10 protein-coding genes are annotated in these 14,884 nt (G+C 46.1%); all 10 read right to left on the bottom strand.

Translation table 11 applies throughout. The features are described from left to right. Positions 1 to 27: 27 nt before the first annotated feature. The 10 genes from V9W66_RS12020 to V9W66_RS11975 all read right to left on the bottom strand — a co-directional run bounded on the left by V9W66_RS12020 (position 28) and on the right by V9W66_RS11975 (position 14,825). Positions 28 to 1,347 (bottom strand): ABC transporter substrate-binding protein, encoded by a 1,320-nt coding sequence (locus tag V9W66_RS12020; protein WP_144095421.1) that lies wholly within the window; start codon positions 1,345 to 1,347, stop codon positions 28 to 30. A 338-nt stretch (positions 1,348 to 1,685) separates the two neighbouring features. Beyond that, positions 1,686 to 2,990, bottom strand: coding sequence for a phosphomethylpyrimidine synthase ThiC (gene thiC / locus V9W66_RS12015; protein ID WP_059086703.1), 1,305 nt, complete (start codon positions 2,988 to 2,990; stop codon positions 1,686 to 1,688). Positions 2,991 to 3,543: 553 nt separating this feature from the next. Beyond that, positions 3,544 to 4,545, bottom strand: coding sequence for a bile acid:sodium symporter family protein (locus tag V9W66_RS12010; protein ID WP_144095419.1), 1,002 nt, complete (start codon positions 4,543 to 4,545; stop codon positions 3,544 to 3,546). Between the two features lie 3 nt (positions 4,546 to 4,548). After that, a complete protein-coding gene (panC, locus tag V9W66_RS12005; protein WP_022426185.1) occupies positions 4,549 to 5,388 on the bottom strand; it encodes a pantoate--beta-alanine ligase in 840 nt (279 codons plus the stop codon). A 100-nt stretch (positions 5,389 to 5,488) separates the two neighbouring features. Continuing rightward, positions 5,489 to 5,881 (bottom strand): aspartate 1-decarboxylase, encoded by a 393-nt coding sequence (panD, locus tag V9W66_RS12000; RefSeq protein ID WP_144095417.1) that lies wholly within the window; start codon positions 5,879 to 5,881, stop codon positions 5,489 to 5,491. Positions 5,882 to 6,318: 437 nt separating this feature from the next. After that, positions 6,319 to 7,182 carry a mechanosensitive ion channel family protein gene (locus tag V9W66_RS11995; protein WP_330575422.1) on the bottom strand — a complete coding sequence of 288 codons (864 nt, stop codon included), beginning with the start codon at positions 7,180 to 7,182 and terminating at the stop codon, positions 6,319 to 6,321. Between the two features lie 182 nt (positions 7,183 to 7,364). Continuing rightward, positions 7,365 to 9,521, bottom strand: a complete 2,157-nt coding sequence (locus V9W66_RS11990; RefSeq protein ID WP_144095415.1) for a Tex family protein — start codon at positions 9,519 to 9,521, stop codon at positions 7,365 to 7,367. A 72-nt stretch (positions 9,522 to 9,593) separates the two neighbouring features. Then, positions 9,594 to 10,541 carry an L-lactate dehydrogenase gene (locus V9W66_RS11985; RefSeq protein WP_144095413.1) on the bottom strand — a complete coding sequence of 316 codons (948 nt, stop codon included), beginning with the start codon at positions 10,539 to 10,541 and terminating at the stop codon, positions 9,594 to 9,596. Positions 10,542 to 10,887: 346 nt separating this feature from the next. Then, on the bottom strand, positions 10,888 to 12,456 hold the full coding sequence (locus tag V9W66_RS11980) for an FMN-binding protein (protein ID WP_144095412.1): 1,569 nt from the start codon (positions 12,454 to 12,456) through the stop codon (positions 10,888 to 10,890). Between the two features lie 143 nt (positions 12,457 to 12,599). After that, positions 12,600 to 14,825, bottom strand: a complete 2,226-nt coding sequence (locus V9W66_RS11975; RefSeq protein ID WP_186290110.1) for a penicillin-binding Tp47 domain C-containing protein — start codon at positions 14,823 to 14,825, stop codon at positions 12,600 to 12,602. Between the last annotated feature and the right edge of the window lie 59 nt (positions 14,826 to 14,884).

The raw sequence follows: 14,884 nt of genomic DNA, 5'->3' as shown, positions 1-14,884 counted from the left end.
CAACACAGGCGGCCGACACACATTCATTTATTTCCAGTCAAGTCCGAGCTGTGTAGCCTGTTTCTTGCAGTCCTCATCGTAAGCCTTTGCAGCTTCTTCTGCTGTAGACTGTCCGGTTGCAACCTCAGAGCAGATATACTCGCAGTTTGTTCCCTTTACAGATGTCTGGAACTCCATCGCAACGCTTGTTTTGCCTGCGTCGAAGTATTTCTCCTGAGCCTCTTTAACACCATCATATGCGTCGTCCGGAAGCTCATATCCCTTAATAGCATATGGACCATCCGGTTTCTGTACAGATGTAAATGCATCAAGTGCCTCATCAGATGTGTAGAACTCCATGAATCTTAAGATATCATCTTTTTTGTCACTGTTAGCGTTTCCGTAAATTGCAGACGGCTCCCAAACTGTAAGGCCGTGGTTGTCAGCATCATCTCCCGGAACACCCATAACACCGATCTTGTTTACATCGTCTCCGTAGAGCTCATAGATGCTGGAAAGTGCCTGGGAAAGGATGAACCAGTGAGCACCCTCGCCGTTTACAAGCTTATCGCATGCATCTGCGTATGTAGTTGCTGTGTAGTCATCATTGAAGTATGGCTGAAGGTCAGCGATTTTCTGGAAGCTCTTAAGACCAGCCTCTGTTGTAGCATATTTAGCCTCTCCTGCCTGGAACTTTTCCGAGAAATCCGGTTCTGCTGCAAGTACATTGTAGTGATCTCCAAGGTATGGAACCTGAATGGTCCAGGAATCTCCAAGAGATCCGATCACTGCTGTCTCACCAGCATCTTTCAGTGTATCACAGTTTTTAAGGAAATCTTCCCATGTGTCCGGAACCTCGAGATCATATTTCTCATAAAGATCTTTGTTGTAAAGAATACATCCAAGGTTCGTAGCTGTAAGCGGTACACCATACACTGCAGTATCCGATCCGGCACTTACTGCAGATTTAAACGTATCATCCAGACGGCTTGCCCACTCTTCACCGGAGATATCAATAAAATTGTTCTCCGGATCAAGTTCATTTAATTTAGCGCCTGAGTTATATCCGCAGAGATCTGTCATCTCACCGGATGCAAGTCTTGTCTTAACCTGATTATCACCGTCTCCACCGCCGGAACGAAGCTCTGTCTCAATGTGGATACCTGTCTCTTTCTCGCAGAGATCAAATACTGCCTGATATCCGGCAGATGCTGTATCAGAATCGATCAGGAATGTAAGAGTAGCCTCTTTGTACTCCCATTTGCTGTCTGAATCTTTGTCATCAGCTGCAAGTACGCTTGTTGCACCTGCCAGTGTTGTTCCCATCATCGCTGCACAGAGCAGAACGCTGAGCATCTTTCTTTTCATGTTTCGTCCTCCTTTATTTTTGACGTTCTCCGTTATTTGATGATGCTATTTTAACAATTTGGACACAAAAAATACATGGATTATCCAATCCTTCTGCATGGATTATTGAGCACTTTGCATATGTAATATGTACCTTTTTCGTCATGTGGACGACATTTTGCATGAAAAAAGAGCCGCCCTGTTGTGATATTTTACCACAAACATGGACGGCTCTGACATTCCAGTTTCTTCTATATTATACTGTAGCGAAATGATATATCCAGTCAACACTCCGGATGGCTGCTGGATATCCCAAAAACAGGTATACTGTGCTGCATGCTTATCTGCATTCCGTTTTTTTACAGAATATCGATATGCTCTCCTGCAAGTGCCTTGTTCATGCTTCGTACTGCGCAGAATTTACCACACATGGAGCAGGTATCCTCATGCTCCGGTTTGCGCTCGTTCCAGATACGTTTTGCGGTTTCCGGATCCATGGCGCATTCCCACTGTGCCTCCCAGTCAAGCTTTCTTCTGGCATCAGCCATCTTGTCATCGATCTCACGGGCACCGCGGACACCCTTGGCAATGTCTGCTGCATGAGCTGCGATCTTGGATGCCATGATTCCCTGTTTTACGTCCTCAAGGTTCGGAAGGGCAAGGTGCTCTGCCGGTGTTACATAGCAGAGGAATGCTGCTCCGGACATAGCTGCTACTGCACCGCCGATCGCGGATGTAATGTGGTCATATCCCGGTGCAACGTCAGTTACGATAGGTCCTAATACATAGAACGGTGCACCCTGGCAGATGGACTGCTGTACTTTCATGTTTGCCTCTACCTGATCAAGCGGCACATGTCCCGGTCCCTCTACCATAACCTGGACGTCTTTTTCCCATGCACGTTTGGTCAGCTCGCCAAGACGTACAAGTTCCTCGATCTGACATACATCTGTTGCATCAGCCAGGCATCCCGGACGGCAGGCATCACCAAGAGAGATGGTCACATCATACTCGCGGCAGATATCCAGGATCTCATCGTAATATTCATAGAACGGATTCTCCTCACCGGTCATGCACATCCATGCAAATACAAGAGATCCTCCTCTGGAAACGATATTCATTTTTCTCTTGTGGTTACGGATCTGGTCGATGGTCTTTCTTGTGATTCCGCAGTGAAGAGTTACGAAGTCAACACCATCCTGTGCATGGAGTCTTACTACATCGATAAAATCTTTGGCTGTCAGTGTATCAAGATCTCTCTGATAGTGGATAACGGAGTCATAAACCGGAACGGTTCCGATCATGGCTGGACACTCGGATGTCAGCTTGCGTCGGAACGGAATGGTATTTCCGTGGGAAGAAAGATCCATGATGGCATGAGCGCCCATGTTTACAGCTTCCATAACCTTCTGCATTTCCACGTCATAATCCTTGCAGTCTCTGGATACACCAAGATTTACATTGATCTTGGTGCGGAGCATGGAGCCTACGCCCTCCGGATCGATACATTTGTGATTTTTATTTGCACAGATCGCCACCTTACCGGAGGCTACCAGCGGAAGCAGCTCCTCTGTTGTCATGCGTTCCTTCTTAGCTACGATCTCAAGCTCAGGTGTAATGATGCCTTTACGGGCTGCCTCCATCTGTGTACTGTAATTTCTCATGTGAAAAAATCTCCTTTCATTTCGTATCCAAATCTGGAAAATCTGTCACTGCTGTCGGAAGTTCTGTCTGCTGTACAAGCTATGTTCCCGCCAGATAGTTATAGGGTATCCTTCTGTAAGTTCTTTGTGTTTATACAACAAAAAACCGGCTGCTGCAACGCACACGCATCACGGCAACCGGCTCTTAATCTTACGTACTTAATGAAAATCTTCTGTACTCTCTGATCTTCTGTGTCTTTAAGAATCCTTCGTGCATATGTCCCTACGTTGGCATTATCCAAATCAGGTTATGGGTCAAGACATTTACAGTCTACTCTCAGCTCGCTTCAGCGGGCCCCCCTGTTTTCATATGTTGGGGACGTTTGTTCGTCCATGTGATTATTATAGTATACCGGCTAAAATTTGTAAACCACAATTCTGCATTTTATGACTTTTTCTTTCGACATAATCTGCCATTTTATCTCTCAAACTCCCCCGGATCTTTCTTTACAGACATTCTTCCACAGCTTTGCTGTTCCCCGTCAGGAGGATATCCGCGATTCGCATTCACTACTTATTGCTTTTCGCAATTACAGCAGTCGATTTCCCTGATCCGGTCAAGCTCTGCAAGGTTTTCTGCACCTGCACGGCGGATCCCCGCAAAAATGGAGCCCGCAATATTGTGCCATACACTGAAGATCGCGCCCGGAAGGGTTGCAAGCGGATTGGCTGCAAAATTAGCTGCTGCCAGTGAGACAGCAAGGCCACTGTTCTGCATGCCTACCTCTATAGCTATGGCTGTTGTTCTGGAATACTCCACATGAAAGATTTTTGCAGCCAGAAATCCCAGCATCATACCACAGAAATTGTGGATCGCCACTACTCCAAGCACCAGAACTCCACAGCTTACGATCTTCTCTGCATTTACAGCCACAATTCCTCCGATGATCATAACAATAGCTACAACCGACACCAACGGCATAACATCGGATACCTTATCCACATGCTCTCCCGCAAGGCTCCGAAGAAAAACTCCCAGGAGAACCGGGATCAGAATTACCTTTACCACAGAGATCACCATAGCCCAGAAGGATACTTCCACCCAGGCTCCTGCCAGAACATATACAAGAAACGGTGTCATCAACGGTGCTGCCAGTGTGGAAACTATAGTCATTCCCACAGAAAGCGCCACATCACCTCCTGCGATATAGGTGATCACATTGCTGGCTGTTCCGCCCGGACAGCATCCCACCAGGATCACTCCCAGTGCCAGATCTGCCGGAAGGTTCATCACTTTACACAGAAGCCAGGCGATCACCGGCATAATGGTATACTGAGCCACTGCACCGATCACCACTTCTTTGGGTCTGGAAAAAATTGCCCGGAAGTCATCCAGTTTTATGGTCAGACCCATACCAAACATGATCACTCCCAGAAATACAGACGTATAGTTCGTCATCCAGGAAAATCCGTCACGCCAGAAAAAAGCCAGGCAGGAAAAAGCGATGATAATGATCCCGATATATCTGGATGCAAGGCTGCTGATAATTCCGATTTTCTTTAAAATTTTCCCCATACATTACACCTCGTAGCTGAAGTTGTCGATCAGTCTTGTCTTTCCGATGTAAACAGCCATTGCTACAAGAACGCTGCGGTCAGCTTTTTCCACCGGCTGCATGGTAAGTGCATCTACCATGGATACATAATCAATCTTTGCCAGAGGCTCTGCTTCGATCACTGCCCGCATTTTTCCGAGAAGCTCTTCTGCCGGGATTCCTGCGTGAATGGCTTCCTGTCCGGCTTTTACTGCCTTTGACAGGCAAAGAGCTGCTTTTCTCTCTTCAGGGCTTAAGTATGTATTTCTGGAGGATTTTGCAAGTCCGTCCTCCTCACGGATGATCGGACAGCCTACGATCTCAATATCGAAGTTCAGATCACGCACCATCTTGCGGATGATGGCCAGCTGCTGTGCGTCTTTCTGTCCGAAATATGCTCTGTCCGGTGCCACAATATGGAACAGCTTGGTCACAACGGTACACACACCTTTGAAATGGATCGGACGTGTTTTTCCGCAAAGTGTCTCTGACAGAGTATCTATACTTACAAATGCGTGGGGATCATGATACATCTCGGAAGGCTCCGGGCAGAAGATCAGGTCTGCTCCCAGGCTTTCGCAGAGTTTGCTGTCACGCTCAAAGTCTCTCGGGTAGGCTTCCAGGTCTTCGGTAGGACCGAACTGTGTAGGATTGACGAAATCGGATACCACTACGATATCATTCTGCTCTCTGCATTTTTTGATCAGGCTTGCGTGTCCCTCATGGAGAAATCCCATGGTTGGCACAAGACCTACTGTTTTCCCTTCTTTTTTCCACGCTTTGATCTGTTTTCTTGTTTCTTCTACTGTTTTTGTTACCTGCATTGTGCTCTCCTCTTTTCCGGTTCCGGACCGGTTTTCTTAATAGATTCGAGATAGCCTCTTTTCTGAATTCACCTTCGTCTTATTGTATTTCTGATCTGCGTCAGTCCATATCCTTCAGCAGTCCGTGTTTCTCATAATTGGTCACTCTGCTGATCCTGTTCTCTTCATCTACAAATACAACTGCAGGCTTGTGAGTACGGGCTTCTTCCTGCTCGTACTGTGCGTAAGCCATGATGATGATCTTGTCACCGGTGCTCACACATCTTGCTGCTGCTCCGTTCAGGCAGATCATACCGCTTCCGCGTTCTCCGCAAATGGTGTATGTCTCGAAACGGCTGCCGTTGTTCACATCTACGATCTGAACCTTCTCATATTCCAGTATCCCGGCAGCTTCCAGCAGTTCCTCATCCACAGTGATACTTCCTACATAATCCAGTTCCGCCTGGACAACGGTTGCTCTGTGGATCTTTCCTTTTAACATCTCTATTGTCATCTTATATAAGTCCTTTCCTGCAGGGAATAACTTTCAAGTGGATAAAAGCATCCGCTTCCGTATTTAATAAAAAAGCGTCTCGGGGTACACTTCGACCCTGAAACGCTTCTGATTGATTCCCTGTATATTGAGTCCTGTTTTTTATACACGAAAAGCATGCTCTTCAACAGTTGCTCAAAATTCCCATAACTGTTGTAACGCCTTCGTTATCATCGATACAGGCTCGTATCTTTTATAATTTTCATTTATCCGTCCGTTCCCGATCCCGGGTTCCGGCTGGCTGTTTTTATATAAGATTCCAGTGATTTCAGCCAGAGTATAGTTTTGAGTCCAAATACTATCTCTGTGGGGTATTATTGCACCCCGGCACTGGTTTGTCAATAATTTTCATATTCTCTGCCATGTGAAAGGGCTTTAGCTTTCTTCCTTTACGCACATTATTTATGGATATGCACATCCAGCTGATTATAAGGAATCTCAATTCCATAATAATCAAAATCTTCCTTGATCCTCTGGTTCAATCTCCATCTGGCTGCCCAGTAGCGGTCGGTAGCTACCCAGACACGAAAGCCCATGATCACAGAGCTTTCTGCCAGCTCATCTACAAATACCACCATCTCTTCGTCTTCTCTTGTATCCGGATCTTCGGTGAGGATATCTTCCAGGATATCCTTGGCCTTCTGGATATCTGCATTGTAAGAGATTCCCACTTTGATCTCCAGCCTTCGCTGATCCCTTGCTGTTACGTTGGTGATGGTCGCATTGGAAAGAGTACCGTTCGGGATCACGATGTGCTTGTTATCAATGGATAACAGCGTTGTATAACAGATCTCGACCTTGGCTACCGTTCCCTCGCTTCCGTCCTGTCCGTTAACGATGATGTAATCTCCTACCTGGAAAGGCTTGAACAGAAGAAGCATCATACCTCCTGCCAGGTTGGCAAGTCCGCCCTGGAGGGCAAGACCCATAGTAACACCTGCAGTTCCGAGAAGTGCTGCCAGAGATGATTCCTTTACTCCAAAGCTTGTGGATATGTTAAAGATCAGGAGTATGTAAAGTACGATCTTGACCAGTGAGGACATAAACTGTGCCACTCCTGTATCCAGCCTGGATTTTGTCAGTGATTTCCTCACAAACTTTACGATCCATTTAATTACCGTGCTTCCTACCCAGAAAGCAACAATAGCCAGAACAACCTTGATTCCGAATTTCGTGATATCCGGCAGATAATTTTCAAACATCTGCCTGTACTGGCTTACCTGATTTCCGACCTCCTGCACGGTCTGTACAGTACTATCCAAATATAATCCCCCCCTGTCTGATCGATCATTCGATATACATATGCGGATCGATCTATGCGCTTCAAAGCTTATTTCTGATATAATAATACAGCAGTGGTTTTTCCCTGTAAACCTGATTTCTCCGTTTCTATAAGGTATAGGGTATAAACCACTGCTGTATTTATGTTATAGCTGTTTTCTCTTTATTTACTGATTCCCTTCATGGAAAGGCTGATCCGTTTTTTCTTCATATCAACACCAAGAACACGGACATCCACGATATCTCCCACACTGACTGCTTCCAGCGGATGTTTGATGAATTTCTCGCTCATCTCGGAAATATGTACCAGGCCATCCTGATGCACACCGATATCCACAAAAGCACCGAAGTCAATGACATTACGGACAGTTCCCTTAAGAACCATGCCCTCTTTCAGATCCTTCATATCCAGGACATCGGTACGGAGGATCGGTTTCGGCATCTCGTCACGTGGATCTCTGGCAGGTTTTTCCAGTTCCTTTACGATATCACGTAAGGTTGGCTCTCCGATCTCCAGCTCCTTTGCCAGTTTTCCGTAATCGCGGATCTGTCCGGAAATACCGGTAAGCTTACGCTCTGCCACATCTTCCGGTGTGTAGCCCAGCTTTTCCAGGAGTTTTTTTGCTGCGTCATAGCTTTCCGGATGGACACTGGTTGCGTCCAGAGGATTTTTGCCTCCTGTGATCCGTGTGAAACCTGCACACTGCTCAAAGGCTTTCGGACCAAGCTTGGCAACCTTAAGAAGCTCTCTTCTTGTCTGGAAACGGCCGTTTTCCTCACGGTAGGCTACAATATTCTTTGCGATGACCCTGCTGATTCCGGAAATATACTCCAGAAGGGATGCAGATGCAGTATTCAGATCCACTCCGACCTTGTTTACACAATCTTCCACAACGCCGTTAAGGGCTTCTCCCAGCTTTTTCTGGTTCATATCATGCTGATACTGACCGACACCGATGGATTTCGGATCGATCTTTACAAGCTCTGCAAGCGGATCCTGTACACGTCTTGCGATGGATGCGGCGCTTCTCTGTCCAACATCGAAATTCGGGAATTCTTCCGTAGCAAGCTTGCTTGCGGAATATACAGAAGCACCTGCCTCGTTGGTGATAACATACTGGACCTTTTCAGGGATTTCCTTAAGAAGCTCCACGATGATCTGCTCGGATTCTCTGGATGCCGTTCCGTTTCCTACAGAGATCAGTGTCACATGATATTTGCTGATAAGCTTTTTCAGGGTTTCCTTTGCGGCACGGATCTTGGTCTCATTGGTTGGTGCTGTGGGATAAATAACTGTGGTATCCAGAACCTTTCCGGTAGGATCTGCCACTGCCAGCTTGCATCCGGTACGGAAGGCAGGGTCCCAGCCAAGAACTACCTGTCCTGCAATTGGAGGCTGCATGAGAAGCTGCTCCAGATTTTTGCCAAAGACATGGATGGCACCGTCCTCTGCTGCCTCTGTAAGGGCGCTTCGGATCTCACGCTCAATAGCCGGTCCGATGAGACGTTTATAGCTGTCCTCAATGGCTTCTTTCAGAACAGGTACAGTGTATGGATTATCGCGGACGATCACCTGTTTTTCAAGATAACGGATGATCTCTTCCTCAGGTGCAAGGATCTTCACAGTAAGGAATTTCTCTTTCTCACCACGGTTCAGAGCAAGGACACGATGACCTGCAAGCTTTTTCACCGGCTCCTCAAAGTCATAATACATCTCGTATACAGACTGCTCCTTCTCATCTCTTGCGGTGGAACATATAGTTCCCTTATCCATTGTTCTCTTACGGATACTGATACGATAATCTGCTTCATCAGAAATATGTTCTGCAATGATATCTCTGGCACCGCTGATGGCCTCTTCCACAGTTTTGACTTCTTTTTCCTCAGAAAGAAATGCTTTTGCCTCTTCTTCAAGAGGTTTCTTCGTCATCTGGAGAAGGATGATGTCAGCCAGAGGTCCCAGACCTTTTTCCCTGGCGATGATGGCACGTGTACGGCGCTTCGGGCGGTACGGACGGTAAAGATCCTCTACCACAACGAGTGTCTGCGCTGCCTCGATCTGTTTCTTCAGCTCCGGAGTCAGCTTGCCCTGCTCCTCGATGCTGCCCAGAACCTGGGCCTTTTTATCCTCAAGATTTCTTAAATAGGTAAGTCTCTCATTAAGATTACGAAGCTGTTCGTCGTTCAGTGTACCGGTTGCTTCCTTACGGTATCTGGAAATAAAAGGAATGGTGCAGCCTTCATCGATCAGCTTAACCGCTGCCTCGACCTGCCATTTCTCAACGTTCAATTCTCTGGTAATTACCTGAATAATATCCATTTTTATCTTTCTCCCGTTGTTTCAAATTTGCCTGAGGCTGCTTTTTCCTCTTTACACAGCTTCTGACATTTATCAAAGATCAATCTGTGCGATCACGTCCTTCAGAGCATTGGCGCTTGCATGAAGCTTCTCTGTCTCCTCCTCGGTCAGCGGAACACGAACGATACGTTTTACACCTTCCGGTCCGATAGAAGCCATGGTGCTAAGACATACGTCTTCAACACCGTACTCTCCGTGAAGCATGGTTGATACACTGACTATTGTATCAGATGCTGCAAGAAGAAGCGAGCAAAGTCTGCAAACAGATACGGCTACCGCATAAAATGTAGCACCCTTCTTGGCGATCACAGTTGATCCTGAAGTATGAACATACTCCAGAACCTCTTCTCTGTCAAGTGGCTGCAGATCTTTCTGATCCTCATGAACGATCTTGTCAAACTCATCAAGGGTCGCACCTGCAACAAAGGCTCTGGACCACGGTACAAAGGAAGTATCTCCATGCTCTCCGAATACATAGGCGTGGATGTTTTTCTCAGATACACCGTAGTGCTGAGAAAGTCTGCAGCGGAGACGGGCCGTATCCAGGGCGGTTCCGGAACCAAGGATCTGATTTTCCGGCAGTCCGGAAAGCTTTGCAAATGCATAAGTCATAATATCACATGGATTACTTACGATAATATAAAGCGCTTTGGGAGCCACCTTTACGATCTCCGGAGTAATACTCTTCATAATGTTGACGTTGGTCTGTGTCAGCTCGATGCGAGTCTGTCCCGGTTTTCTGGCAATACCGGAAGTGATGATCACAATGTCAGAATCTGCAGCATCCGGGTAATCTCCTGCCACGATGGAGATCGGCTCACGGAAACTGGTTCCCTGCTCAATATCCATAACCTCACCTTCAGCCTTATCTTTGTTAATATCGATCAGAACGATCTCTGATGCAATACTCCTCTGTGATAAGGTATAAGCGATAGTTGCTCCTACACTTCCTGCCCCGATGATCGTAATTTTACTGCTCATATTTGTTCTCCTTTCAGCGTTGTTTGTCATTTTAATAACAACTTTAATTACACACATTCAAACATAACATAAAACATTGCCCTGTGCAATAAAATTTTTATTGTATTTCTCAGATTAATCCCCGCTAATTTGCATTTTAAATTATTTAAACTGCTTATATTTTCTGATATTTTTCCTATTATTCTGTATACATTCCTGTTATTTTTTTATCGATTTATAGAAGCAATTTCAGAAACCTGGCAAAAAACCTCTGAACTTCAAAAAAATCAAGAAGTCCAGAGGTTTCTTTCACCTCTTATTATTGGCTTAGATTCAGATGTTTATAGCTGTTCCAACGTTCACCCGGTTAATTCTTTGCCTGGGCAAGGGCCTTTTGTGCAGCGTCCAGGATCCCTTCGGAGGAATATGTGGCTCCGCTGACAGTATCGATCCCATCCGCCGACTGGTTTGCCATGATCTGAGAATAGATCGTGCTCCATGCAGGATCAAAAAATTCCGGTGTATCCTGATTTGTCTGCTCAATGGATACGATCTGGCCTCCTGAGATCGTAATTGTCAGATATGTTTTTCCTCCATATCCAAAAGCCGAGCCTATATACGTTCCATCTCTGTACCTTCCCACCGGTTCCGGTGCTTCCGTTGGCTCCGGTGTTGCATCCGGCATATCTGTCCCTGGTGTTGGAGTTACATTGGGTTTTTCAGGAACCGGCGTCGGGGTTGCTGCCGGCGTCTCTGTTGGCTTCGGTGTGGCTGTTGGTTTCGGCGTTGCCGTAGGTTTCGGTGTGGCTGTTGGTTTTGGTATCGGTTTCTTTGTAGGAGTTGGTGTGGGTTTCTTTCCATACTCCGGATTAACCGCTTCTTTGAGGGCTTTTTTTACAGCATCCAGAATCCCATTGGAGGAATAGGTTGCTCCGCTGACTGCATCAATATCATCCACAGAATCTGTACCGATGATCTGTTCTTCCAGCACGCTCCATGCTTTTTCAAAAAACTGCTTTGTGTCCGTATTTTCCTGTTTCAGAGCTTTGATCACTCCATCCTTGATGGTCACAATTACTTTCACGTCTCCATTGAAGCCCTTTGCCGAAGCTGTATATTTACCATCCAGATATTTTTTGGGACTGTCCGGATCTTCCGGTTCCTTTGTAGGAGATGGTTTTTTTGTAGGTGACGGAGCTGATGTCGGAGTTGGTAAAGCAGTTGCCGCAGGTATAGGGGTGACCTGCTGGCTGTTTCCATCTGCCGCTGCCTGGGAGAGGGCATTCTGAACTGCCTGGATGATTCCGTTGGAGGAATAGGTTGCTCCACTTACTGCATCTACATTCGGTGTATTTCCGGCGATCATCCTGCTGATCACACCCTGAGCTGACGCAAAATACGACGCGGTTTCTCCAGATGCCTCCAGAATATCTATAGCTGCAATCTTTCCACCGCTGATTGTTACTCTCACGCGGATCGTCCCGCCAAATCCGGTTCCACTTCCTTCATACGTACCGTCCTTATATCCATTTGCCGGAACGCTTGCTACCGGTGTCTGCGTGGTTCCCTGTCCTGCGGCGCCGGCATTGCTTTTTGCAGATTCGGAAACCTTTCTTGTACCGGAGCTTTTTTTCGCTGCTGTTTTTTTTGAACTTTTTTTAGATAAGCTTTTCTTTTTTGTTGTACTGTTTTGCTCAGCTGTGCTGTCAGAAACAGTATTTTCTTTTTCATACCCGAAATATTTTTCCAGCTCTGAAGCGGACATTACGGTCGTCTCTGCCTGCCCGACTGCTTCTGTCTCTCCATCAGAGTCCTTCGCCTTTATGCCTGAAAACACAAGCGCCGCAATCACAGCAGCTACAGGGACCAGCTTGGTCCAGGGTATCTTCGGAGTATTTTTTTCCTCCTGCTTTTTATCTTTCAGATCTTTTTCCATGCTTCCTTACTCTCTCCTCTTTTCTTGCGGCCTCTGTCAGACATTGCTCTTCAGAAATCAGCAGACCTCTGCCGCAGACATTGCTCTATGTCTGCGGCAGAGGCTCCCGGATATCTGTGCTCGCATTCGGTTCAACAGCGAAATTATTTAACTGTTACCACAAATTTCTTTGTAATTCCGTTGCATTTCACTGTGATCGTTGCTTTACCTTTTTTGATTCCCTTTACAACACCCTTGCTGTTTACAGCTGCAACTTTTTTATTGCTGCTTGTATATGTAACCTTGCCTGCAGGTGCTGCTTTGGATCTGATGGTTGTTGTTTTACCTTTTTTGATCGTTGCAGAAGATTTTACAAGACTGAATGCAGGATTCTTGACAACTACTTTGCAGGTTGTCTTCAGGGCTCCTGCCTTTGCTGTAATCGTAACGGTTCCTGCTTTAATTCCTTTTACAACACCTGTTTTACTGTTTACGGTTGCAACCTTTGTGTTGCTGCTTGTGTATTTTACAGCTGCAGATGGTGTTGCAGTTGCTTTTACAGTTGCTGTTTTTCCTTTGTAGATCGTTACGGAAGCCTTTGCGAATTTAATTGTAGAAGCTTTTACTGTTACCTTGCAGGTTGCTGTGGCATTTCCGACCTTTGCTGTGATAACTGCTGTTCCGGCTTTTACGCCTTTCACAACACCCTTGCTGCTTACTGTTGCAACCTTTGTGTTGCCGGACTTAAATGTTACTGCTGCATCGCTGTCATTTGTTGTTGCCTTAAGAGTCGTTGTTTTTCCTGTATATACAGCTGCTGCTGTCTTATCAAGTGTAACTGTTACCTTCTGAAGCTCTTTCTCTGCTCCCTGAAGATGTTCAAGTGCTTCATTTACCTCAGCCTGACTTGCATCTGTTTTTGCAAGAATGTCTTCTGCTTCCTGAAGCTCACCGGCAAAGGATTTCCAGGTTGCAATTGTGTAATCCTTCTCTGCCAGAGCCTTTGCAGCTTCCACTTCCTTTTTAAGACTTGTAAAATCAGTTGGCTCCATTGTAGGATTTACGATATTCTCTGCAGTTGCCTGGAAGCTGTAGGTATAGTCATTATATCCGAGAGCATACACTGTCAGTTTCCAGTATCCTGTTCCGTCTGTTCCTCCCGGAAGCTTGCAGCGTGCAGATTTTGTAAGTCCAAGCTGGATTCCCATTGCTTTATGCATCCAGTTATCTGCGGCAAACTTGGTTCCATAAGAAGCGAGGCATTTTGTATATGTGGAATCATCTCCATAATAATCCCAGCGTACAGCCTGCATATTTGCACCAAGATCGCCATAATTTCCATTGAGATCCACACGGAGGAATTCGCCGTAGCTTCCGCTTGCGGCTTTTACACTCGGCTCGATCCCTGTTGCTGTTTTTAACGCCTGATCCTTGATACCGGAAGCTGTTCCGTCTGATTTTCTTGCTGTAAATGTAAAGCCGTCACCATTTTTCTCCGCATATTTCAGACCATTTGTCTGTGCATTTACGTCTGCCACAAGGCCTTTATAATACTGGAGATTGTTTTCACTGTATCCTCCGGAGAGCACAGCTCCATCCTGTACGACATTATACTTTTTGCAGAAATCTGCAAAATCTGCGGTCTTAACTGCTACCGGAACATATTTCAGACCATATATCTCATAATGATCCATCGTATAGGTTTTTCCATCTTCTGTTGTTATACTGCCTCTGTTCCATTTTACCTTGGAACCGTCTGTAAGATAAAGTGTGCTTCCTTTATCCTCCCAGTGGGATACGTCGAATCTGGTTCCGTCTTCAGCAATGATCGTAGCTTCTGTCTGATAGCTTCCTCTGTGGAGTCCATGATTTACAGTCGCTCTTGTTACTGTATCAAAAGCTCCTGTATCAAACTCACTATGTGAATCCTTCTCTTCTGAAGAGCTTGTATCTCCAGCTGCATACACGCCTTCTGCTGCCCAGTACTCACCCCAGGTAAGTCCTGCATATACGTACTGATACTCGCCTGTCAGCTGGTCAGAATCGGAAAATGCTTCCGCCACTTCATCGCCTTCTGTGAAATCCTCTTCCCCTGTAGAAAACGAGTCTGCTTCCTCTGCTGTCTCATCCAGAGTCCCGACAGCTTCTGTATCTTCCTGCTGGATATCCTCTGTCTCGTCTGCAGCATCCTCTGTAGCTTCTTCTGCTACAGCTTCAGTATCCTCTGCCGTTTCCTCTGTGCCAAAATCCTCCGTATCTCCTGCCTCTGCCTCGGAAACCACGGCTGCATCAAGATCAGATGCCATTACAGCGGTCGGAAAGGTTGTTGCTGCCACTGCAAGACTTAAAATGCATGGAGCTGTTTTTTTCAATAGATTCCACTTCTGCATTGCTTATTCCTCCTAAAAATATGATATATTTATAGAAACCTTTTCAGGTTTACTATCGC

This window comes from Blautia massiliensis (ex Durand et al. 2017), from assembly GCF_051861785.1.
GTDB classification, from domain to species: domain Bacteria; phylum Bacillota; class Clostridia; order Lachnospirales; family Lachnospiraceae; genus Blautia_A; species Blautia_A luti_A.
This window is presented reverse-complemented; position numbering and strand designations above follow the sequence as displayed.